The 20808-nt window shown below is 54.1% G+C and carries 21 protein-coding genes and 1 riboswitch; of the genes, 4 read left to right on the forward strand and 17 right to left on the reverse strand.

Going from position 1 to position 20808, the window contains the following annotated elements:
• Positions 1 to 49: 49 nt before the first annotated feature.
• From J2X61_RS17080 to J2X61_RS17095, 4 genes are all read right to left on the reverse strand, one after another.
• Positions 50 to 1144: a Gfo/Idh/MocA family protein gene (locus tag J2X61_RS17080; protein ID WP_310189369.1), complete on the reverse strand. Its 1095-nt coding sequence runs from the start codon at positions 1142 to 1144 to the stop codon at positions 50 to 52.
• A 20-nt stretch (positions 1145 to 1164) separates the two neighbouring features.
• Complete coding sequence (locus tag J2X61_RS17085) at positions 1165 to 1794, reverse strand: ThuA domain-containing protein (RefSeq protein ID WP_274472321.1); 630 nt, start codon at positions 1792 to 1794, stop codon at positions 1165 to 1167.
• 37 nt (positions 1795 to 1831) lie between these two features.
• Positions 1832 to 3001, reverse strand: a complete 1170-nt coding sequence (locus J2X61_RS17090) for a Gfo/Idh/MocA family protein (protein WP_379240907.1) — start codon at positions 2999 to 3001, stop codon at positions 1832 to 1834.
• A gap of 68 nt (positions 3002 to 3069) precedes the next feature.
• Complete coding sequence (locus J2X61_RS17095) at positions 3070 to 4101, reverse strand: LacI family DNA-binding transcriptional regulator (RefSeq protein WP_274472320.1); 1032 nt, start codon at positions 4099 to 4101, stop codon at positions 3070 to 3072.
• A 264-nt stretch (positions 4102 to 4365) separates the two neighbouring features.
• Between J2X61_RS17095 and J2X61_RS17100 the strand changes: the two genes are divergently transcribed.
• Entirely contained in the window at positions 4366 to 5733 is a 1368-nt protein-coding gene (locus J2X61_RS17100) for a putative bifunctional diguanylate cyclase/phosphodiesterase (protein WP_310189371.1), read from the forward strand.
• On the opposite strand, the gene J2X61_RS17105 is transcribed toward J2X61_RS17100, so the two are convergent.
• The 5 genes from J2X61_RS17105 to zwf all read right to left on the reverse strand — a co-directional run bounded on the left by J2X61_RS17105 (position 5728) and on the right by zwf (position 12143).
• Entirely contained in the window at positions 5728 to 6516 is a 789-nt protein-coding gene (locus tag J2X61_RS17105; RefSeq protein WP_274472317.1) for a YheC/YheD family protein, read from the reverse strand. The genes J2X61_RS17100 and J2X61_RS17105 overlap by 6 nt on opposite strands.
• Positions 6509 to 7642 carry a glycosyltransferase family 4 protein gene (locus J2X61_RS17110; protein ID WP_310189374.1) on the reverse strand — a complete coding sequence of 378 codons (1134 nt, stop codon included), beginning with the start codon at positions 7640 to 7642 and terminating at the stop codon, positions 6509 to 6511. The genes J2X61_RS17105 and J2X61_RS17110 overlap by 8 nt, the downstream gene beginning before the upstream one ends.
• A 158-nt stretch (positions 7643 to 7800) precedes the next feature.
• Positions 7801 to 9384 carry a peptide chain release factor 3 gene (locus tag J2X61_RS17115; protein ID WP_274472315.1) on the reverse strand — a complete coding sequence of 528 codons (1584 nt, stop codon included), beginning with the start codon at positions 9382 to 9384 and terminating at the stop codon, positions 7801 to 7803.
• A 48-nt stretch (positions 9385 to 9432) separates the two neighbouring features.
• On the reverse strand, positions 9433 to 10503 hold the full coding sequence (locus J2X61_RS17120) for a metallophosphoesterase family protein (protein ID WP_310189377.1): 1071 nt from the start codon (positions 10501 to 10503) through the stop codon (positions 9433 to 9435).
• A 104-nt stretch (positions 10504 to 10607) separates the two neighbouring features.
• Positions 10608 to 12143, reverse strand: coding sequence for a glucose-6-phosphate dehydrogenase (gene zwf, locus J2X61_RS17125; protein WP_274472313.1), 1536 nt, complete (start codon positions 12141 to 12143; stop codon positions 10608 to 10610).
• Positions 12144 to 12333: 190 nt separating this feature from the next.
• Here zwf and J2X61_RS17130 point away from each other — a divergent pair, with 190 nt between their 5' ends.
• Positions 12334 to 12708: a hypothetical protein gene (locus J2X61_RS17130; protein WP_310189379.1), complete on the forward strand. Its 375-nt coding sequence runs from the start codon at positions 12334 to 12336 to the stop codon at positions 12706 to 12708.
• A gap of 42 nt (positions 12709 to 12750) precedes the next feature.
• On the opposite strand, the gene J2X61_RS17135 is transcribed toward J2X61_RS17130, so the two are convergent.
• On the reverse strand, positions 12751 to 13194 hold the full coding sequence (locus J2X61_RS17135; protein ID WP_274472311.1) for a GNAT family N-acetyltransferase: 444 nt from the start codon (positions 13192 to 13194) through the stop codon (positions 12751 to 12753).
• Between the two features lie 164 nt (positions 13195 to 13358).
• Here J2X61_RS17135 and J2X61_RS17140 point away from each other — a divergent pair, with 164 nt between their 5' ends.
• A complete protein-coding gene (locus J2X61_RS17140) occupies positions 13359 to 14051 on the forward strand; it encodes a hypothetical protein (RefSeq protein WP_310189382.1) in 693 nt (230 codons plus the stop codon).
• 83 nt (positions 14052 to 14134) lie between these two features.
• Here J2X61_RS17140 and lepB read toward each other — a convergent pair whose 3' ends face one another.
• The 6 genes from lepB to J2X61_RS17170 form a co-directional block, all read right to left on the reverse strand.
• Entirely contained in the window at positions 14135 to 14683 is a 549-nt protein-coding gene (gene lepB, locus J2X61_RS17145) for a signal peptidase I (RefSeq protein WP_310189385.1), read from the reverse strand.
• A 27-nt stretch (positions 14684 to 14710) separates the two neighbouring features.
• Positions 14711 to 15358: a response regulator gene (locus J2X61_RS17150; RefSeq protein WP_310189388.1), complete on the reverse strand. Its 648-nt coding sequence runs from the start codon at positions 15356 to 15358 to the stop codon at positions 14711 to 14713.
• Between the two features lie 26 nt (positions 15359 to 15384).
• Positions 15385 to 16440: a sensor histidine kinase gene (locus tag J2X61_RS17155; RefSeq protein WP_274472307.1), complete on the reverse strand. Its 1056-nt coding sequence runs from the start codon at positions 16438 to 16440 to the stop codon at positions 15385 to 15387.
• Between the two features lie 30 nt (positions 16441 to 16470).
• Positions 16471 to 17133 (reverse strand): cell wall-active antibiotics response protein LiaF, encoded by a 663-nt coding sequence (gene liaF / locus J2X61_RS17160; protein WP_274472306.1) that lies wholly within the window; start codon positions 17131 to 17133, stop codon positions 16471 to 16473.
• Positions 17134 to 17323: 190 nt separating this feature from the next.
• On the reverse strand, positions 17324 to 17926 hold the full coding sequence (locus J2X61_RS17165) for a PspA/IM30 family protein (RefSeq protein ID WP_310189392.1): 603 nt from the start codon (positions 17924 to 17926) through the stop codon (positions 17324 to 17326).
• Between the two features lie 21 nt (positions 17927 to 17947).
• Positions 17948 to 18253, reverse strand: a complete 306-nt coding sequence (locus tag J2X61_RS17170; RefSeq protein WP_274472304.1) for a LiaF transmembrane domain-containing protein — start codon at positions 18251 to 18253, stop codon at positions 17948 to 17950.
• Between the two features lie 170 nt (positions 18254 to 18423).
• Positions 18424 to 18576: riboswitch (cyclic di-AMP (ydaO/yuaA leader) on the forward strand.
• Positions 18577 to 18589: 13 nt separating this feature from the next.
• Between J2X61_RS17170 and J2X61_RS17175 the strand changes: the two genes are divergently transcribed.
• Positions 18590 to 19387, forward strand: coding sequence for a stalk domain-containing protein (locus J2X61_RS17175; RefSeq protein ID WP_274472524.1), 798 nt, complete (start codon positions 18590 to 18592; stop codon positions 19385 to 19387).
• Between the two features lie 78 nt (positions 19388 to 19465).
• Here J2X61_RS17175 and J2X61_RS17180 read toward each other — a convergent pair whose 3' ends face one another.
• Positions 19466 to 20653, reverse strand: coding sequence for a GNAT family N-acetyltransferase (locus J2X61_RS17180; RefSeq protein WP_310189394.1), 1188 nt, complete (start codon positions 20651 to 20653; stop codon positions 19466 to 19468).
• Positions 20654 to 20808: the final 155 nt, after the last annotated feature.

Genomic DNA, 20808 nt, shown 5'->3' on the forward strand with positions numbered 1-20808 from the left:
AAATAAAAATCCCCCTCTTAAGCCAAGAGGAGGATGAAATTATGATTTATTATAACACGGAATCCGGCGCAAGCGGCAGGGGCTTCTCGCAGGAGCTCTTCATCACATAATGCTGTCCGGTATCGGACGCATCATGGAAGCCGTGCATCGCTTCTAGCACGTGGTAGGCAAGGTCGCCGTTCGCGCGGTGCGCTTCACGCTCGCCGGTGATCAGCGCTTGCGCCATGGCCGCAACGCCCAAGCCGCGGCTGTTATCCTTGTAGCCGTGGGACAGCGGGATCGGCTCCCAATCGGATCCGTTCTTGCGGATCATCACTTGGCCGCCGAAGGTGTTCGGATCGGGAACGCGCAGCGAGCCGTGGCTGCCGTAGATTTCAATGTTCGGCAGCTGCGTGCCGCCCATGATATCGAAGGAAGTGACCAAAGTCGCAATCGCACCGCTGTGGAAATCCAGAACGCCTGCGATATGCGTCGGCGTTTCGACCGTAATTTTCTGGCCGCGCTTCTTCTCGCTCTTGATCGTCCGTTCAGGGAAGCTGACCCCCGTTGAACCTGTAACCCGGCGAATCGGCCCGAGCAGAGCGACTAATGCCGTTAAGTAATAAGGGCCCATATCGAACATCGGGCCGCCGCCTTTGGCATAGTAGAACTCCGGATCCGGATGCCAATGCTCGTGCCCTTTGCCCATCATGAAGGCCGTTGCTGCGATCGGCGTACCGATCCAGCCGTCTTGGATCAGCTTCACGCAGGTCTGGATGCCACCGCCGAGGAACGTATCGGGTGCGCTGCCGACGAGCAGCTCTTTGCTGCGGGCAATGTCCAGGATTCGGGTGCCCTCCTCACGCGTAACCGCAAGCGGCTTCTCCACATAGACGTGCTTGCCCGCTTCGAGCACCTGAATGCAGACCTCGGCGTGTGCGGCGGGGATCGTCAAATTGATGACAATATCGATGGTTGGGTCGTTCAGAAGCTCTTGAACCGTGTAGGCGTGAGGAATTTGGAACTCCTCCGCCCGCGCCTTCGCTCTATCCAGATCGATGTCGGCACAAGCAACGAGCTCCAGGTGCGCAAATCCAGGGATATTCTTCATATAGGCCGCACTAATATTTCCACAGCCGATGATACCGACTTTCTTTTTACTCATGTCCCGCTTCCCCCTCTTCGTTATCGCGTAGCCCAGAGCAGGCCGCGACGCATAAGTTCCAATGTTTCCGGCATCCGCACGATGTTCGCTTGATGGCCCAGCGAGTTATAGTACACTTTGCCCGCGCCATACGTTTTCGTCCAGACCACCGGCATCTCGACATCGCCGAAATCCGTCACGGCATGCACCTGAATCGCCGGATCCACATGCATATAATATTTCTCCGAGACGACAACGAAATCTTCAATGCCTGCAGTGAGAGGGTGCTGTCCGTCTTTGATCCGCACCGTATACGTTACCCCGTCATTGCCGGGATGCGCCACCCACTGGCCGCCGACCATGTACTGGTACTCGACTTCGTTGCGGAAGGAATCCGCCATCCCGCCGTGGCAGCCGGCAATCCCGGTTCCGCCTTCTTTCACCGCCGCAAGCAGCGGCTTCAATTGGTCGCCTTCAATCTTCCCCATCGTCCACACGGGAACGATCAGATCGACGCTCGCCAGACGCTCCGCATCCTTGAAGCTGTCCAGTGTATCGGATACCTCGACGCCATAGCCTTCTTCACGCAGCAGCCCGGCGAAAATGCCGGCAACTTCTTCCGGCTGATGGCCATCCCAGCCACCCCAGACAATCAATGCTTGTTTGCTCATTCGAACGAACCCCTCTCCATCCTATGATATACCCAGATTAAACCTCGCTGATCTTCACCCAACGGCGCTGCTCAATAGACTGATCTACGGCTTCCAGCACCTCTTGGCACTTCACGCCGTCTACGAAGTTCGGTACCGGCTGACGGTCTTCCGCCAGCGCGTTCATCAGCTCAACGACCTCATGAACGAACGTGTGCTCATAGCCGATCGTATGGCCGGCAGGCCACCAAGCATCCATATAAGCATGGGACGCATCGGTCGCCAGTACGCGGCGGAAGCCTTGAACATCCTCATCATCGCTCGTGAAATACACCTGCAGCTCGTTCAAGCGCTCGAAATCGAACTTCACGCTGCCCTTGCTGCCATTAATTTCAAATGAATTCGTGCACCGGTGACCTGCGGCGAACCGAGTCGCCTCGAAGCTGCCCAGCGCACCGTTCGCGAAGCGCGCCATGAACAACGTCGCATCGTCGACGGTCACCGGCCCGTGCGGCGCATCCTTGCTGCCTTTGGCGCTCAGCCCGGTCATCGAGCTCGGCAGCGGACGCTCCTTCACGAACGTCTCGCTCATCCCGATGACTTCGGTCATATCGCCGATCAGGAAATGCGCGAGATCGATCAGATGCGCGCCCAAATCGCCGTGCGATCCCGAGCCGGCGATCTCCTTCTGCAAGCGCCATACGAGCGGGAACGTCGGATCGACGATCCAGTCCTGCAGGAACCAGGCGCGGAAGTGATAGATCTGGCCGAGCCGGCCGGACTCGACCAGCTTCTTCGCGAGCTGCACCGCAGGAGCGAACCGGTAGTTGAAGCCCACCATGTGCTTCACCCCGGCCGCTTCAGCCGCTTCCAGCATTTCCCTTGCATCCGCAAGGGTTAGCGCCAGCGGCTTCTCGCAGAACAGATGCTTGCCGGCCTTCGCCGCAGCAAGCGCGATTTCCTTGTGCGCATCGCTGGGCGCATTGATATCGACGATGTCGATATCGGGATGCGAGACCAGCTCGCGCCAATCGGTGACGTACCCGTCCCAGCCGAATTGCTCGGCTGCGGCTTTGACACCGTTCTCATCTCGCCCGCAGATGAGCTTCATGTTCGGCACCGCCGTCTGCGGGAAGAACATATGTAAATCTTTATAAGCGTGGCTGTGCGCCTTACCCATAAATTTATAGCCGACCATACCGATATTGAATGATTTCAATGATTTCATGAATAATTGCCTCCTCTAACATGTATGTAGGTTTCTAATCTCCTGATCCATGTCTCCTGTCTTGGCTGTTACTTCCGGGGACTGCCCTTAGACGATTGGCGGACTACTAATGAGGTCGGCAGCTTCACGCTGACAGGCTTGGCGCTTTCCCCGTGCAGGAAGCCGGCTAATACACCGCGCGCTGCTTCCTTGCCCATCTCATAGAAGGGCACGCTGATGCTGCTGAGAGGCGGATCGCTCAGCTTGGCGCTGTCGGAGTCGTCGCAGCCGATTACGGCAAAATCGCGTCCCGCGATCCAGCCTTTCTCGCGAAGCCCTTGCATGAGCCCGATGGCCATGCGGTCGTTGGCAGCGAATACCGCTTCGACCTGCTCGCGCTGCTCCCATAGTTGATCGGCTGCTTCGTAGCCGCTTTTGCGGCTGTAATTGCCTTGCAGGAGCAGCCCGGGAGTCACCTCCAAGCCCGCATCCGCCATGGCTCTCAGATAGCCCTGCAGCCTGTCGGCCGAGTTCGAATATTCGGGCGAACCGTTCAGGAAGGCAATCTTGCGGTAGCCTTCCTCCTGCAGATGGCGCACCGCCTGATAGCTGCCCTCCGCATGATCGGCATCGACCTCATAGAAAGTCGAACCCTCGAAATGCTGGTTCACCAAGCAGAAGGGCAGCCCCTGCTCTTGCAGCTGCTGAAGCGATTGCCTCTGCTGCGGCGTATCTCTGGCGCCCAGAATGATACAGGCATCCACCTTCTGCGACCGGTAGAGCCTTGTGTAGTCCAAGCTCTCGTCGGGCTTCAGCAGCGACAGCAGCAGATCATACCCCTGCTCCCTTACCTGTTCCCCGATGCCGCTTAATATTTCCGCGAAATAATACGTGGAGAACAGATGGACTTTGGGCATATACGGGAGCACGACACCCAGATTCCCGCTGCGTCTGCGCGCGAAGCTTTGGGCGATGGCGTTCGGATGGTAGTCCAGCTGCCTGGCTGCTTCAAGCACTCGCTCTTTGGTTGCAGGCTTCATAGGGCCTAGCCCGTTAAAAACACGGGAAACGGTCGCCTCGGATACCCCTGCCAATTCAGCGACCTCTTTTCTAGTCACCATGTCTTGCAGCCTCCCAACCTCTTGAAAATTCAATATGTACACGCGTACATTTTCTCATTCATCACCCGCTTTTGTCAATACGAAGAAGGCGGCAAATATTTTCCGCCGTATCCGCCGCTCGTTTTCGTCATCCGCTGCCTATAACCGTGCAAAAAAACGACTAATTTCTGCAAAATGACCTAATTTATCGTATTGTCTAGGGCTCGCTTTTCGTTCTATAATTAATCGTATGTAGACAACTTTGATGCGGAATGAGTGATAGCAATGAAAGTAGCCCGGCGCCTTCTTCACTTGGCCTCATCGACAAATTTCGGTGCTCGGAGAAGCATCAGACAAGTGTCTCGCATTCATCAGCGAGCCAAGCTCCAATCTTTAATCCATCAAGCCGTCCGAAGCGACCGCAGATCCGCTCCCGCTGCTGCCGGGCTGCGAACGCTCCTTGTTCTGGATGTTGACCGTTTCCGGCAAGTCAACCTTTCCTTCGGTTATGCAGCCGGCGATCTCGTGCTGAGGGAGGTCGCTAACCGCCTGCAGACCGTTCCCGGCTGCCGCCTCGCCGTTCGTTCCGGTGACGATGAGTTTCTGCTTGTCCTGCATGCTGCACACCCAGATCAGCTTGCCCTCTTCGCTCAGCAGGTGCAGCAGCTTTTCCATACACCTTTCCTCATTCAAGAATGTGAATGTTATCTGAACGTCAGCATTGGCCTAAGCGCCACCCAGCTGACTCCTTCTACGATCGAACAAGCATTGAACCAAGCCGATCAAGCGCTCCAGAATGCCAAGCTGACCGGCAGAAACAAGATTGTGAGCTTCAGCTCTCTGCAGAGCCCGCCTTCTCCTGGCTCCCTGGTGATGGAAGCGGAGCTGCGCAAAGCGATACAGGACAATCAACTGCTGCTGTACTATCAACCGCGGTTGGAACTATCCACAGGCAAAATCATTTGTTTGGAAGCCCTTGTCCGTTGGAATCATCCGAAGCACGGCATGATTCCGCCCGGCGAGTTCATTCCGCTGGCTGAAGAGTCAGGCTTGATAATCCCACTTGGCGAATGGGTGCTGCGTGAAGCCTGCCTGCAGAAGATCAGATGGCTCGAAGCCGGCATGCTGGACTATCAGATCGCCGTCAATATCTCGCCCTGCCAGTTCCAAGATGAGGGCTTCGCCGACAAAGCGATTCGCATCATTGAGATGACAGGCATGAATCCCGCCTATTTGGAATTCGAAATTACCGAGAGCTCCATGATGCAGAACATGGAGAAGACGGTTGCCGTGCTGGATAAGCTGTGCAGCAAAGGAATCTCCATCTCCATCGACGATTTCGGAATCGGCTATTCCTCCTTGAACTATTTGAAGCATTTCCCGATCCACTGCTTGAAGATCGACCGTTCTTTCGTACAAAACATTCATAGCAACCAAGACGATTGGGCGATCACGAGCGCCATCATCCATTTGGGGCATGCCCTTAACATGCAGGTCGTCGCCGAAGGCGTTGAAGAGGTAAGCCAACTGGAAATATTGCGGGCAACCACCTGCACGACGATTCAGGGTTATCTCTTAAGTCCGCCCGTTTCCGTTTATGAGATTGAACAAAGCTTCGACCGCTATGACAACAGGCCGGGTATGATATCATAACCGGCCGTATGCTCTGGCGTATCTTCTTATTTTGGCGAAAATACGCTTATCCCGCAGCCTCCGGAAAATGAACGGATCCGGACTCGTATTCACCTCTAGAATCCACGGATGCAGCTCGCTGTCCAGCGCGACATCAACCCCGATCTCTTTTACACCGTTGTATTTGGTATGAATCGCTCTTGCTACTCCCGTCCCGAGTACATGCAGCTTCTTAAGAAATTGCTCCTTCTCGCTTTCCTTCAAGTAGCCCTCCAGCAGCGTATCTACCGGTTTCAGCGTTCCCCCATTATGGAAATTGGTCACAATTTTGGTCGGGTGTGCCACCCTGCCGATCACCCCGGTCGTCTCCCATTTGCGCTCCGGCGTTTGCTGCACCATAATCCGCAGATCGAACCGATTCCCTTTGTATTTCAGCAGATGAATCCCCTTCTGCACCAGGTAGCGTTCTTTGCCCGTTTTCTTGATGATGGATGCATACATATCCTCGAACGTTTTGAACCGTTTCAAATGAACGCCCAATTGATACGAGTACGGCAATAGCGCCCCGCTGCCTTCCGCGTATTCCACGCGGATGACGCCGTTGCCGAACATACCTACGTTGGGCTTGATATAGACCATTTTATGCTGTACCAGCATTTGCTTCAGCGACTCCGCCGTCATCCATTTGGTCGTCGGCACATATTGTTTGAGGGTGGCGATGGCTTCCACCGCTTTCGTTTTGCCGATCTTGCTTGTGACATAGCGCGGGTATTTAATTGCCCGTTTCTTTAGCATCCTACTCATATTTGGCCTCCAGCTTCAATCTATAGAAGTCGGCTAGCGATTGCGCGGTAGCCTGCCAGCTGAATTGGCTTACGGCATCGCTGCGGGCTTGCTTGGCTAAGCCGCTAGCCCACTCCCTGCGCTTGGCGACAGCCACGATTCCCCTTGCGATCGCCTTAGGGCTGCGGTAAGCCCGGATCAAGACGCCGTTATGCCCGTCCTTGACTATTTCTTTCACGCCTCCGATGGCCGAAGCGATAACGGGAAGTCCGGATGCCATCGCCTCGACATTCACCAACCCGAAAGCCTCATGCCGCTGCGAAGGACAGACGAAACAGTCGGCGAGACCGTACACCTCGTGAATGTTGCGGTGGGGAACATTTCCCAGGAATTTCACCGGCACGGCAAGCCTTCGAGCCCTGCTGCGCAAGCTCGCCTTATAACCTTTGCTCTGCTCTCCCCCGGCGATAAGCAGCTTCATGTCCGGCACTTCCCTCCTGGCCGCATGAACGGCCTCGATTAACTGCCGGATACCTTTGCGCCTAATGAGCCGCCCGGCGAAGAGCACATGGAACCCCCGTGTAATGCGGTACTTGGCTCTTAGCCGTTGCTGTTCGGTTCGGGATCTTGGCCGGAAACGCTTGATATCGGTCCCGAGATACACCTTGTGCATCTGATTGCGGCTCTTTGGAAACCGTTTGATCAACTCCTGCTCCAGAGAAGCGCTGTTGGCTACAATCCAGTCGACGGATCGCAGTTGGGCCGCGCATTTGGCGGCAGTCGTATAAGGAGGCTTCACGAACGTCAAAGAGTGCAGGAACAGGGAAACCGGCGTCTGAGGAAAATGGCGTTTGATGGCAGCCGCGTAGTTCGGCCGGTTGTCGACTTGAACCCAGTCGAATGTCAACCCCTTCATGGCCCGGATCACTTCTCGCAAATACCCCGCTTTGCCGTCCGCCCGCACCCTGATTATTTGGAGTTGTCCCCGCTTCGTCATACGGCTATAAGAACGATGCTGTCTGGATATGACGGTCACTTGATGCTTCTTCGCAAGCTGCCGGGCAATCGCATAGATGCATATTTCAACGGAGCCGCCCCGGATCGGCGGTACTGGAATTTGCTCAGGTGCAATAATGAGAAGATGCACGTCTCGGTTTCACTTCCTTAAAGCGCATATTGGGTACTTGTAGCCCGTGATTATTGTATGAAGATCAACGTCCGGCGGTAACCAGGAACCATCGTCTTCGCCGTCCAAAATAACAAAAAGACCGCACGTCAGATTAATCTCTGCGTACGGTCTCTCTATTAAGGGGCGCTTGTCAGAAACTGCGCGTTCGGATTCTTCTCCATGGAAGATCTTAATGCGTATTCGCTCTCGAACAAGCCGACATAGTTGCCCTTCTTATCCTTAACCAGTTGCGAATTGATGCGGAATTTGCCCGGATCGATTTTATCGTCGATAATCCAGCGCGCGAACTGGTAGTTCTGGCGCTGCAATAGAATGTCCACGCCATACTCGGATCTCATCCGGTGCTCCAGCACCTCGAACTGCAGCTGGCCGACGACGCCAAGGATCATGTCCTCGAAGCCGATCGTTGTGAACACCTGAATCATTCCCTCTTCCGTCAGCTGGTCGATGCCTTTGAGGAATTGCTTCTGCTTGAGCGCATTCTTGATCGACACCTTGCTGAACAGCTCCGGCGAGAACGTCGGCAGTTCATCGAATACAATCTCCGACCCTTCGCTCAGCGAATCCCCGATTCGGAAGATGCCCGGGTCGAACAGACCGATGATATCGCCTGGGAACGCTTGTTCTACGATATCCCGGTCCTGCGCAAGAAACTGCTGCGGCTGCGCCAGCTTGATCTCTTTGCCTACGCGCACATGCTTCACGGCCATGCCGCGCTCGAACTTGCCCGAGACGATCCGCAGGAACGCAATTCGGTCGCGGTGAGCCGGGTTCATGTTCGCTTGAATTTTGAATACGTAACCGGAGAATTTCTCCATCGTCGGCTCGATCACACCGGCCGTGCTGTTGCGCGGCTCCGGCTTGGGCGCCAGCTGCAGGAAATTCTCCAGGAACGTCTGCACACCGAAATTATTCACGGCACTGCCGAAGAAAACCGGCGTCAGCTCGCCCTTCAGCACCTTCTCCATATCGAAAGGATCGCCGGCTACATCCAGCAATTCGATATCGTTGCAGAGCTGCTGGTGCAGGAACTCTCCCGCAATTTGCCGGATGAGGGGATCTTCCGCCCCTTCCACCTTGCGCACTTCAATATCTTTGTGATCCTCGCCATTGTACAGCTCCAGCTGAGACTTGCCGCGGTCGTATACGCCGCAGAACTGTTTGCCGGAACCGATCGGCCAGTTCATCGGATACGAACGAATGCCGAGCACTTCTTCCAGCTCTTCCAACAGCTCGAAAGGATCGCGCCCTTCGCGGTCCAGCTTGTTAATAAACGTGAAAATCGGGATACCCCGCATCCGGCATACTTGGAACAGCTTCTTCGTCTGGGTCTCGACCCCTTTGGCCACGTCGATCAACATCACGGCGCTGTCTGCGGCAGTCAAGGTACGGTAAGTATCCTCACTGAAGTCTTGGTGGCCGGGAGTGTCCAGAATGTTGACGCGGTGCCCTTCGTAGTCGAACTGCATGACGGAGGAAGTAACGGAGATTCCCCGCTGCTTCTCAATTTCCATCCAGTCGGACGTGGCGTGCTTGGAAGCTTTGCGCCCTTTGACCGTTCCGGCGAGGCGGATGGCGCCTCCGAATAGCAGCAGTTTCTCGGTAAGTGTCGTTTTCCCGGCATCCGGGTGAGAAATAATCGCGAACGTCCGCCGTTTGGCGACTTCCGTTTCGAGAAGTTTAGTCAGTTGCGTTGTCATCTGATTGTTTAATTCCCTTCTTCTTGAACATAGGTACTGCTTTTCGCATTAGGCATGGGCTTTCTGCAACTCAATGCTCCAATCCGCTTCGGTCAGGAACGTACGGTTGCTGAACTCTCGGCCCCGCACGGTTACCTTATCGGCGAATACTTGCACATAAAGACCTTGCGCTTTATGTTTGGCTTCCTGCTGGTAAGCTCGATTAAGCGTTCTGCCGACCGAGGAATTGTGGAAATAATGGAACGTCTCCTTCATGTAGTGCGGAGTGCCATTCTGGAAATCCTGATGGCGGTGTCCGCAGAACACGAAAACGTTCCTATAAGGTTTAAGCGTTTCGCGGAATTGGATGGCGCGGATCAATTGGTGCGAGCCTCCATCGGTGCCACTGGACGGCAGCGGCTGATGCGTCATGACGAACAGCGGCCTTCCCGGCTGATACAGCGCTTTAAGCCGTTCCTTGAACCAAGCCAGCTGCTCGTCGGAATACCAGGCTCCTTCACCGACCTCCGGCTTCTCCTGCACATAAGCTTCCTGCGACAGCAGCAGGATGGAATGCCCTTTGGTCGTAAAATCGTTGTAAAGCGTCTTGTAGCCGAAAAACTTCTTGAACTGCTCCCGGCTGACTTCATCGCTCTTGCCGTTGGGCACAGCCGCTTGATCCCAGTTGTTCGCTTTATTGATCCAGATCGTATAATAATCGTGATTCCCCATGTTGGCGTGAACAGGCGGAAGTTTATACTCACTTACAATGGTACGCAGCTCCTTGTAATCGCGTTCCGTGCCGGTGTCCGTCAAATCGCCGGTCAGCATGATCGCATCCACAGGACCGTCGAAGTGCTTAATATCATCAAGCGCCTGCCTCAATTTCTTAACGGTCAACGGGTCCCCAGCTGTGATGTGAAGATCGCTTAATATGAAGAAGGACATCAGCGGCCCGTCCGGTTGAGGTTCTTCCGAAGGCTGCGCGGTCGCTTGCGGCGCCTCGGGCTTCGCAGATGCTAAGACAGGCGCTTCGTCCGCCATGAACCTCTTCTTGACGATCTGACTGAATAAGGCGCTTAATCCAACCAAAGCGGCCCCGATGGCAAGCAGCCATCTTATGAAAGCTCTACGCGACATGTACGCACCCCAAGTATAATAGTAAGGAATTACCCCGTAAGTTCTATTATACCACAAAAAAACCAATAGGCGTCAGACGCCTATTGGATGTTATACGTGTATGCCTAAGTTAAAACCGTCGTTTTCTGAACGGCTTCCCAATCGACTTCCCCTTCGTTCTGACCGTTGATTGGCCACCATTTGAAGCCGTCGTCCGTCAGCAGCTTCGTCGCCTCTTCCGGCCCCCAGGAACCGGCAGGATACGACTTCAGATCATCCGTCCGTTCATTCCATGCCGCTGCAATGCGGTCCACATAGGACCAAGCCAGCGCCACTTCATCCCAGCGGGTGAAGTACGTGGAATCCCCGCGCGCTGCATCATACAGCAGACGCTCGTAAGCTTCCGGCGTATTGATGCCGATTTGGCAGCTTTGGCAGAAATCCATCGCAACCGGAACGATGACGCCTTCGGATCCCGGCTGCTTCGCGTTCATCTTCAAGTAAATGCCTTCCATCGGATTGACGCGGAAGACGAGCAGGTTAGGCTCCATCACGTGCTTCTTGGCCAAATAGACGTTGTTCGGAATGTTTTTGAACTCGACTACGACTTCCGTCGTTTTGACCGGCAGTCTTTTGCCTGTGCGAATGTAGAAGGGGACGCCCGCCCAGCGGAAGTTATCGACGTGCACGCGTGCGGCGAAATACGTTTCCGTCGTCGATTGCGGATTCACGGAATCCTCTTCGCGGTAAGCGGCCAGCGCTTTGCCTTTGTTCGAACCTGCCGAATATTGGCCGCGCACGACGTTGCGGCGCACATCGTCGCCGTCCTCGAACAGACGCAGGGAACGCAGCACCTTCACCTTCTCATCGCGGATATCTTCCGGATGCAGACGGCTTGGCGGCTCCATGGCCATCATCATCAGCATCTGCAGCATGTGGTTCTGACCCATGTCGCGCAGCGCGCCGGAATGATCGTAGTACCCGCCGCGTTCCTCTACGCCGACGGTTTCGCTAAGCGTAATCTGAATGTTAGCTATGTACTTGTTGTTCCATAGCGGCTCGAAGAAAGCGTTCGCGAAGCGCACGAACTCGATGTTTTGCACCATTTCTTTGCCCAGGTAGTGGTCGATGCGGTAAATATCCTTCTCCTCGAACACTTGGCGAAGCTGGCTGTTCAAGCGCTCTGCCGACGGCAAATCGTAGCCGAACGGCTTCTCGATGACGAGACGGTGCCAGCCCTTCGTTTGGAGCAATCCGCCTTCGCTTAAGTTGTAAGACACATTGCCGAATAGCTCCGGCGCCAAAGCCAGATAGAACAACCGGTTGCCGCCGGTTTGGTATTTCTCGTCCAGGCGGGCGGACAAGGCGTTCAATTCATGGAATCCGGCGACGTTGTTGATGTCCAGCGACATATATTCGAACCGCTCCGAGAAGCGAGCCCATTCGGCGTCGTCCGTACTTTGGTAACGTGCGAATTCTTGAATCGAATGCTTCACGTCATCGCGGAACTGTTCGTTCGTACGCGGTCTGCGAGCCAACCCGACCACCGCGAAATTATCTCCTAATTTCCCTTCACGGTACAGGCTGTAAAAGGCCGGGAACAGCTTTCTTTTCGCTAAATCCCCCGTTGCCCCGAAAATATAAAAAACAGCTCCACTCATCTATTCATCATTCTTTCTCTATAGGATTAGTTAATATGCTTAGCATACCTAAAATTGTCAAGCTATTCAACTTTTCTGAGTATTTTTACTAATAACAATTTCTTATACGCTACTAGACATTCGTCTATACCGAAGTGCAGCAGACAGAATAGGCTATAGTACACAACAACACGGAGGTGCCATGATCCTCATGCAGCCCATTCATCCCATCAGCGAGAAATCTTGCAAAAGCCTGTGCGGAAAGTCTGTGCTTCTATTATTGAACGATGGCTCGCAAGTATACGGCGTATTAAGCCGATTGGACAAAAACAAACTCGTTCTTAATGACGAGGCGCGCCCAAAGCTTAGCACCAAAACGATGTCCAAGAAAGGTAAGAAAACCGCGAAAGCCAAATCCACTCAAGAGAATGCCGTCCAAGAAGAGCCGGCCTTTCCCGTCATGGGCATTGAGCCCGTGCGGCTATCCTTCTTCGGCGGACTGCCTTTCTTCGGCGGCCCCGCTCCGGCGCAAGAAGGCCCGATCGATATTCCGCTCAACCAGGTTGCGGCCATGTTCAGCGAATGAAGAAAAGGCTGCCGATGTTTCTTACATCAGCAGCCTCTTGTTTTACCGAATCTGCTTCCTCATCCGGTAGCAGCTTAACTCGGGCAGATACTCCTGGAGGTCGTACCCTTTGCTTAAGTAGAAGCCTATCGCCTTCGGGTTGCTGTCATCGACGAAAAGCTCCGCCGTGCGGCAGCGCTCACTTCGCCCATACGCTTCAGCCGCCTTCATCAGCTCTTTCCCCCATCCTCGTCCTTGCGCCCGGGGATCGACGGCCAGCATATCGACGAACAGCACATCCGATTTGCGGAGAATGGAGATGAAGCCGTAGGGCTCTTTATTTCCTTGGGCTGCCACGAATGTCTTGTTATGGTTCAGCCGCTTGCGTATTTCTGAGAAGGTGATGGAAGTGCCGGACTGATATTGCCTGGAAAAAGGAACCAACTGTTCGATGACCAAACGATAAATCTTCCTGTCGTCACCTGCAGCCATCCGTTTACGAATCACGCGCATCGCCTCCACAAGAAGCAATAATGCTATCTTATGTCAATTTATTTGAAATTGACTCCGCGACATGCACGAATTTATGCATGACGCCTTAGGGCACGTACCAATTTACCCCAATTGCTGCGAATGATATACTATAATCAATCGACAAAGGGGTGATTGTAATGATCTATGCCTATCCTCCGATAACGGCTGTGAACTCCTACCAAACCCACAAGGACTACTATCGCGTCAGCGCAGTACGCGCCATTGCCGGCGGAACCTCAAGCACGGTACGCGGGACGCTGAATCTGCCGTACGAAGGCTCCAGCTACCAGCAGCTCGCCAAATCGGCCGCCAAGCAAGTAGCCGGCTTCGTTCAAACAGTCCACGACGCCAAGGCTTCGGCGCAATCCGTTGCAGATGCCCAACCTGCTGATAGCGGACGTCATACAACACTAGAATTAGCCCCCATCCGGGACTTCGTAGATACATATAATGAGCTCCAAGCCGCTTTGCAGGATTCGCCGGACTATTTGAACCGCTCGCTGCTTGCCGGATTGGCGCAAGCCGCGAAGCCTTACTCCCTGCAAAATATCGGAATCGAGCATCGGGATGACGGAAGTCTGGAGCTCCACGAGGATGAGCTTCAAGATCAAATCAGCAACCCGCCAGCCGCATTACGCCGCAGCATGGGCAGCTTGACCAGCTTCGCAGCCTCCTTAGCTAATGCGCTGGGACAACTGCAGCAGCTGCCGTCTGAAGCGCTGTTCCAGATGAACGGTTCGCCGCTTCAACCTTACGGCCAATACCGCTCCAAGCTGCAAGCGTATTTGCCCGTACCGATGAGCGGTTTGCTGCTGGACACGCAGATCTGATGTGCTCCTCCATAAACGCGAACGACCCGCAAGACGTAGACATGCTTCTCGCATGTTCGCCCTGCGGGTCGTTTTTTTATGAATTAGAACAGCTTCTTCCCTAATACATGATCAAGCGGAATATAACCGATCACCCGGCTGTCCATACTGTTGTTGCGGTTATCCCCCATCACGAAGACGTGATCCTCCGGTACCGTCCACTGTTTATTGCCATTCGCCTTCATCGCTTCGTTCAAGTAAGGCTCTTCGAGCAGCTCGCCGTTGCGGTACAGCTTATCGTCCTTGATTTCCAGCCGATCTCCGGGTTTGCCGATCACACGCTTGATCCACACATGCTTATCGTCGTTCTTCGTAAACAAACTCAGCAGCGGGCTGTCGAGCAGATCGTTCTTGAACGTGCGCTTCAAATCCACCCTGGAATCAATGATGACGATATCCCCGTAGTTAGGCTCATAATTGAATGTATGCGATAGCTTCGACACATACACACGCTGGGTATCATGCAGCGTCGGATCCATCGAATGTCCCATCACCTTGGTCGATTGGAACACGAATACACCGAGGAAGACAACCAATACAAAAGAAATGGCAATGGAGCCGAACCAACTCCACAGCTGCTTGAGAAAATTCATCCTTATCGCTCCTTGTCCACTAGTTAGCTATTCGGCCAGGCCGTGCTTGAAGGCATAGATCGCCGCTTGGGTCCGATCCTCCACACCTAGCTTGGCCAGTACATTGGTGACGTGAAATTTCACGGTTTTCACTCCGATAAACAATTCATCGGCCAACTCCTGGTTTGACTTGCCCTTAGCAATTAGACGAAGGACTTCCATTTCCCGTTCAGTCAAATCTTCATGCGGCTCCGCCGCTGCTTTCGGCTGCCGGAAGCGGTTCATAATCTTCGAGGCGACTTGCGACTCCAGAATGGACTGGCCTTTGGCCGCGGCTCGGATGGCCTGCGCGATCTCGGAGGCACGGGACGTTTTGAGCAAATAGCTGAATGCGCCGGCTTCAATGACCGGATACATTTTCTCATCGTCCAGGAAGCTTGTGAGCACGATGACTTTGCACTCCGGGTACAGCTGCAGCAGCTTTCGCGTCGTTTCGATGCCGTCCATGCCTTCCATCACCAGATCCATCAGCACGACGTCCGGGCGGTATTCCTGGGCTAGACGGATGCCGTCTTGGCCATTGCTGGCTTCGCCGACAACCTCAATGCCGTCCTCGGTCCCGAGAACGGCGGCAAGACCGATTCTGACCATTTCATGATCGTCGACCAGCAGTACTTTAATCAATGTATCGTCCATGTTCGTCTCCTCTCTATCAAGAACATCTATTCTACCGCATCCCCGGCCAGAATAGGCACGCGGATTTCTATCCGGGTTCCCCTGTCTGGGGCGGTAATGATATCGACGGAGCCGCCGATTTCGTTAACCCGCTCCTTCATCGACACAATGCCGTAGGAGGTCAGCTTCTTCGCATCGAGCTCGAAGCCGACGCCGTCGTCCCGGATCGCCAGTCGAACGCCGTCCGGGCGGTGCAGCAGCTTCACCTCCAGCTTGTTCGCTTTGGAATGCCGCAGCGCATTGGACAGCGCCTCCTGCACGATGCGGAACAAGTGGTCTTCAATCCCTTTATTTAATCGAACGTCTTCGTCCATGTCCCACGTGATCGTCATCGGCACCTTCGCCGCCAGCTCCTTCAGCAGCTCCACGAGCCCTTCGGACAATCGTTTGCCCTCCAGGTGGATCGGCCGCAAATGCAGCAGCAGCGCCCTCATCTCCGACTGCGCGACGGAAGCCATCTCCTCGATGAGATGAATCTGCCGCTTGGCCTTCTCGAAGTCCTTATCCAACGTCCGGCCGACTGCCGTCGCCGTCATCGAGATGGCGAACAGCTGCTGGCTGACGGCATCGTGCAGCTCTCTGGCCAGCCGCTGCCTTTCTTCAATAACCGCCGACAGCTTCGCCTTCTCCGCCAGTTCGGCGTTATTGTTCGATAACCGCTGAAGAGAAGTAACCTGCTCTTCCCATCGCTTCATAATGCGGCCCAGCTGCTCGCCGAGCCGCCCGATTTCGTCTTCGCCGTTCTGGAAACGGTCGCGGGTGAACGTCCCTTTTTCCAACAATATCATCGTTTCCATCAAGGGCTCCAGCCGCCGCGTAATTCTGGAGCTGTTCCAGTACCCGTATCCGGCGCCGACGCAGCCGACGATGACGATGGCCATGAAGGTGAATTTGACGCCCTCCTGCCAGCTTGTGAAAGGCGTAATGAGATTTCTCGAGTTCATGAAATAGATAATAGCGCCAAACACCAGAAAACTAAAAATAATCGATTCAGCCATACTGCGCCATATCATATTCGTTAATCTTCTTTTATAGCCGTCCAATATGTGCTGAACCTCCTCTGGGCCTACAGTTTACAAGACTTTTATTTTAATATCTCCGACGATATAGGATAGCACCAGCTTGACGCGGTGGTCGCAGCGCTCATAGTTCGGGGACTGCCAATGCAGCTTGTTCATGACGCCGGACTCGCGTTCGACGCCCACTTGAATCTGCCCGAACGTGACCGAAGCCGCCACCGATACGCCGATGTCGTCCGGCACTTTGATGTCTACGTCCCCTACAACCCCTTGCAGAATGACCGTGGTTTCCTTTTGTTCCAAAATCGCGAGCGATAAATCGATATACGTTTCACCGATGATATACCATGTCGAGCTGTTGCGCATAATCCATGGCTCGCGCCCCAGACGCACACTGTCCACCAGCTTCTGCTTCTGAATATAGGTATCGTCCTTCTGCATTTGCTTGGATCGTATGAAGAAAACACCTAACGAGATTAATACGATGGAGATGACAATCGTCACATGATCCCCGAATAGAATGACTCCCCCCACGGCTATCAGCACGAAGCCTTTGCGCTCCTTGCGGGAACGGACCCGGTGGATGCCCAGCAAGACCAGAATAATTGCGAGAATGGGGAAAAAGCCGATCGTATGATCCAGAAGCAAAAAAAGACCGGCGCCAATCAGCACAAGGGCTGTATTCCGGTTGCGGTTGTTTTTGGTTTCTTCGCCCATCGCTGCACCTCCTCTGGCTGCCGATTATTTCGATCATATAGATGTCTAGCATACCACAAGAATGGACAGCCTCCAAGATGCAAATCCTTGCGGGGCAAGGCTCTGGCAAGGCTCTGGTAGGGCTCCGGCCAGATGGCCGGGGCCTGCCGCGCCGTGCAGGCGCATAGGGCGCAGCAGGGTTCCGCGCGGATTATTTCTTGTCGCGCCATTCCTTTTGGAGCCTGCGCAGCTCCTGATGGAGGTTGTCGCCCGCTTCCTTCAGGGTATCGCGTGACACGCGCCCTGCTATGCGCAGCCCCTCCATCGCTTCCCGGCCAAGCTCGCGGCCGGTCGCCTCCAGCTCGCGCCAAGTCTCGCGAGCCTCCTCCTTGGACAGCCCGCTCCGCGGCTGTCCCGCCGTGCGGCGGCCTGTACGCAGCGCCGCCAACTCATCCGCCAGCGACAGGCACACGTCCTGGCTGCCGGCATACTGCGCGCGGTACTGCTCGGCCGCTGCTTCCTCGCGCAGCTTCTCCTGCAGCGCCATGCGCGCCAGTTCCTCGTCGCCTGCGCGCATCGCCAGCTCGGCTTGCTCGCCGCGCAGCTGGGCCATCTCCTCGGCTGTCACGCACTGCCGGCGAAGCTCGATTGTCCGCTGCAAGGCTTCCTCGTAGCGCTGTTCCAGCGCCTCGATCTCCAGCGGCGACACGCCGGCGGCAGAGCCGCTGCCTCCGCGCTCATGCAGATCCAGCTTGCTTGCCGCTTCTTGTAAGGCCGATTCGGCCATTCTGCCAATTCGATTGAATACGCTCATTATGCCACACCCCCCATGTTCCTATCGATAATCGTGATAATTCGACGAATAACCAGGTTTCTTCCACATCCGGCAGCCGTAATAGATAAGGCCGACGGCCAAAGCGACTGCAAGCAGTCCGGAAAGCTTCGTCATCAGAATCAAAGCCCCAATGCCGAAAATCACCCAACCGATCTTTTTATCGTTCCTAATCCCTACATAACCAAGCCCCACCATTGCCGCAGGAACAATCAATCCCATCAGATGAACGTGCATGCCGAGTTGGTGCATGCAGATTAGCAAGCCCACCGTAATTAAAATCAATGCCCAGCTTTTTGATCGATTCATGCTCATGTTTCGCATCCGCCCTTCGCTTAATCTTCATGTATCTATCGTAGCCGAAATCGATTTTCGCCAAAACGGACTCGCGACTGTTTTTCAACCTAGACCTAAGTCCAGTACCGGCTACGACCGTTATCCATATTTTGGAGGTTGTTCCCGCTGGTCCGTCAGTGATAAACTATCTGAAGCCGAGTCCGGCGCACAGACAAAGTGCCGGTACGGGGGACGATTTACTTGGGGTGAATATTTGCTCTGTACCCAGAGCAGACTAGGGAGAACCTTCTTCCCGAACCCGTCAACTAACCTCGGAGGCTCATCTAGAAGGAGGATTACCAATTGCATATGATAACTAAAGGGTTAACTTGCCTTGCTGTGTCCGCCACAGTTTGGGCAGGGGGCTTTCTTTCCCCATTTACGGCACATGCGCATGCTGCTGCCGCGAGTATGGACGTGAAAGTTCAGGTCAACGATAAACTGGTTCAATTTCCGGATGCTCAGCCTTTTTTGGATGACAACCATGCGACACAAGTACCGATCCGTTTCGTAACAGAGAAACTGGGTTATGATGTACAATGGCAGAAGGAAGGCGACCAAATTAAAGTTACACTGAACAATGATAAGCACTCCATCACTTTAGTTTCAGGCCAGAAAGAAGCGGAAATTGACAACAACCGTGTCGAGATGGACACACATGCCGAATTTCAAAACGGACGCGTCTACGTCCCCCTTCGGTTCCTAAGCAATGCCTCTGATATTCCCGTGAAATGGGACGCAAGCAGTAAACTAGCCATCTTGAGCAAGGATGGCAACAACTATGCACCGGATTACGAGCTTTTCGAATCCACCGCTTACTCGTCTGACCCGTCCGAGAATGGCGGCTATGGCGCAGTGGATTACATGGGCAATCCTCTACGAATCGGAACTGTCGCTGTAGATCCTACGGTGATTCCGCTCGGATCTAAGCTGTATATAGAGGGATATAACTTCAATGGCTTGCCGGCCGGTGGCATGTACGCTTATGCCACGGATACAGGCGGATCCATTAAAGGCAAACGAGTCGACATCTATGTGCCAGGCTCCAACCAATCTCTTCGCAGCTTCGGTTTCCAAACAGTCAAAGTGTACGTGCTAAACCCGTGATCATTCACGGGTTATTTTTTTATTACGCAAAAAAGCGGCCCCGGCAATCGCATGCCGGAAACCGCATTTTTTCGATATTTAAAAGAAGTCCGCCAAATAGGTCGTCCGTTCAGGAATCGCCGCTTCCAACCGTCGGATCCTTTCATCGGAGCCCTGGAGATGGCCGATCCGCGATAGGAATCCGGCTTTCTTATAACCGATGAATAAGGCCGATAACGTTTGGATGCTGCAGCTCAGCACATGATCCTCTGCCGGCAGCTCGCCTGCGGGAAGCTTGGCAACCTGTGCCGCCTTTCCGCTGCCCGTAAACGTTAAACGGTAAACGCCTTCATTCCACTCGGCATAGGGGTCCGAAATCCTTATGTAGACGGGTTCCGCTTCACTCCGCGCTTCGAATGCATACTGTGACAGGAAGGCTTCGACATCGACGATCCGTGCTGAGAAGTAGGTAACTTTTTCCTGTTTGAATCGGGGATCCGGCACCAGGAACGCCAGCTCGTCATCGATCGGAGCTTTGAGCTCCACCTTCGTAATCATTGAATCGTGATCCGCGATGAATTTCCACAATCCGCGCCTTGCCTCCTCATCGAGAAAGACCATCTCATGAACGGTGGCCGTGAACGCCTTCACCTGATAAATCACGTAGCCGGTTTGTTCGCCTTGCGGATTCACGTAGACCGCTGCCGTTCCTTGCTTCGCCTTCAAATATTTGTTCCACCAAACGCCGTCGCGGTCCAGCATGCCGTTATACTGCAGGGCATACTTCGCATAGATCCCGTTTAGAAGTTCACCGTCTTTCTCCACCCGCACGACCTTGCTGCCTGCTGCGGCTTCGAACCTTGGCAGCTTATCTGCCGGAATCTCATACTTCAAGTAATCCACATACGCTTCCCAGCCAAATTTGCGGTAAAATTCAAACTTGAACGGGTGCAGGAAGGAAATCGTCTGCCCTCTTTCTCTCATCACCTTAAGCGCTTGAATAAGCAGCTGCTTCACCATCCCGCCGCGCCGGTATTCCGGCCACGTAGCTACGCCAGCAATGCCGCCCATGGCATAACGCTGACCGTTCAGCCACGTATGGAAATCAAGAAGATGCAGCTTCGCCGCAAGCTTATCCTGCACATAATAGCCCCATATTTGCTTGGGATCCGTCTCGCTTATCCGCTCTGCCTGCTCTTCTGCGCTTAGCTCGTATTGAAAAGCAAACTGGGATAAGGCGAGACTCTCCGGGAGCTCCTGCGCTTGCAATGTACGAATATCACTCATTAGGATCACCTCATTATTTATTATACTTAGGCTTATTTCAGAAGTAAAAGCGGGCATAAGTCCAATCAACAAATGTCTACAAGACATATGTTGTATAGTGAAACATCCCAATCAAATAATTTTGAACCGGAGGGGATACTATGTCATATGCAGCT

The sequence above is a fragment of the Bacillus sp. 3255 genome (assembly GCF_031456485.1).
In the GTDB taxonomy this organism is placed as follows: domain Bacteria; phylum Bacillota; class Bacilli; order Paenibacillales; family NBRC-103111; genus Paenibacillus_E.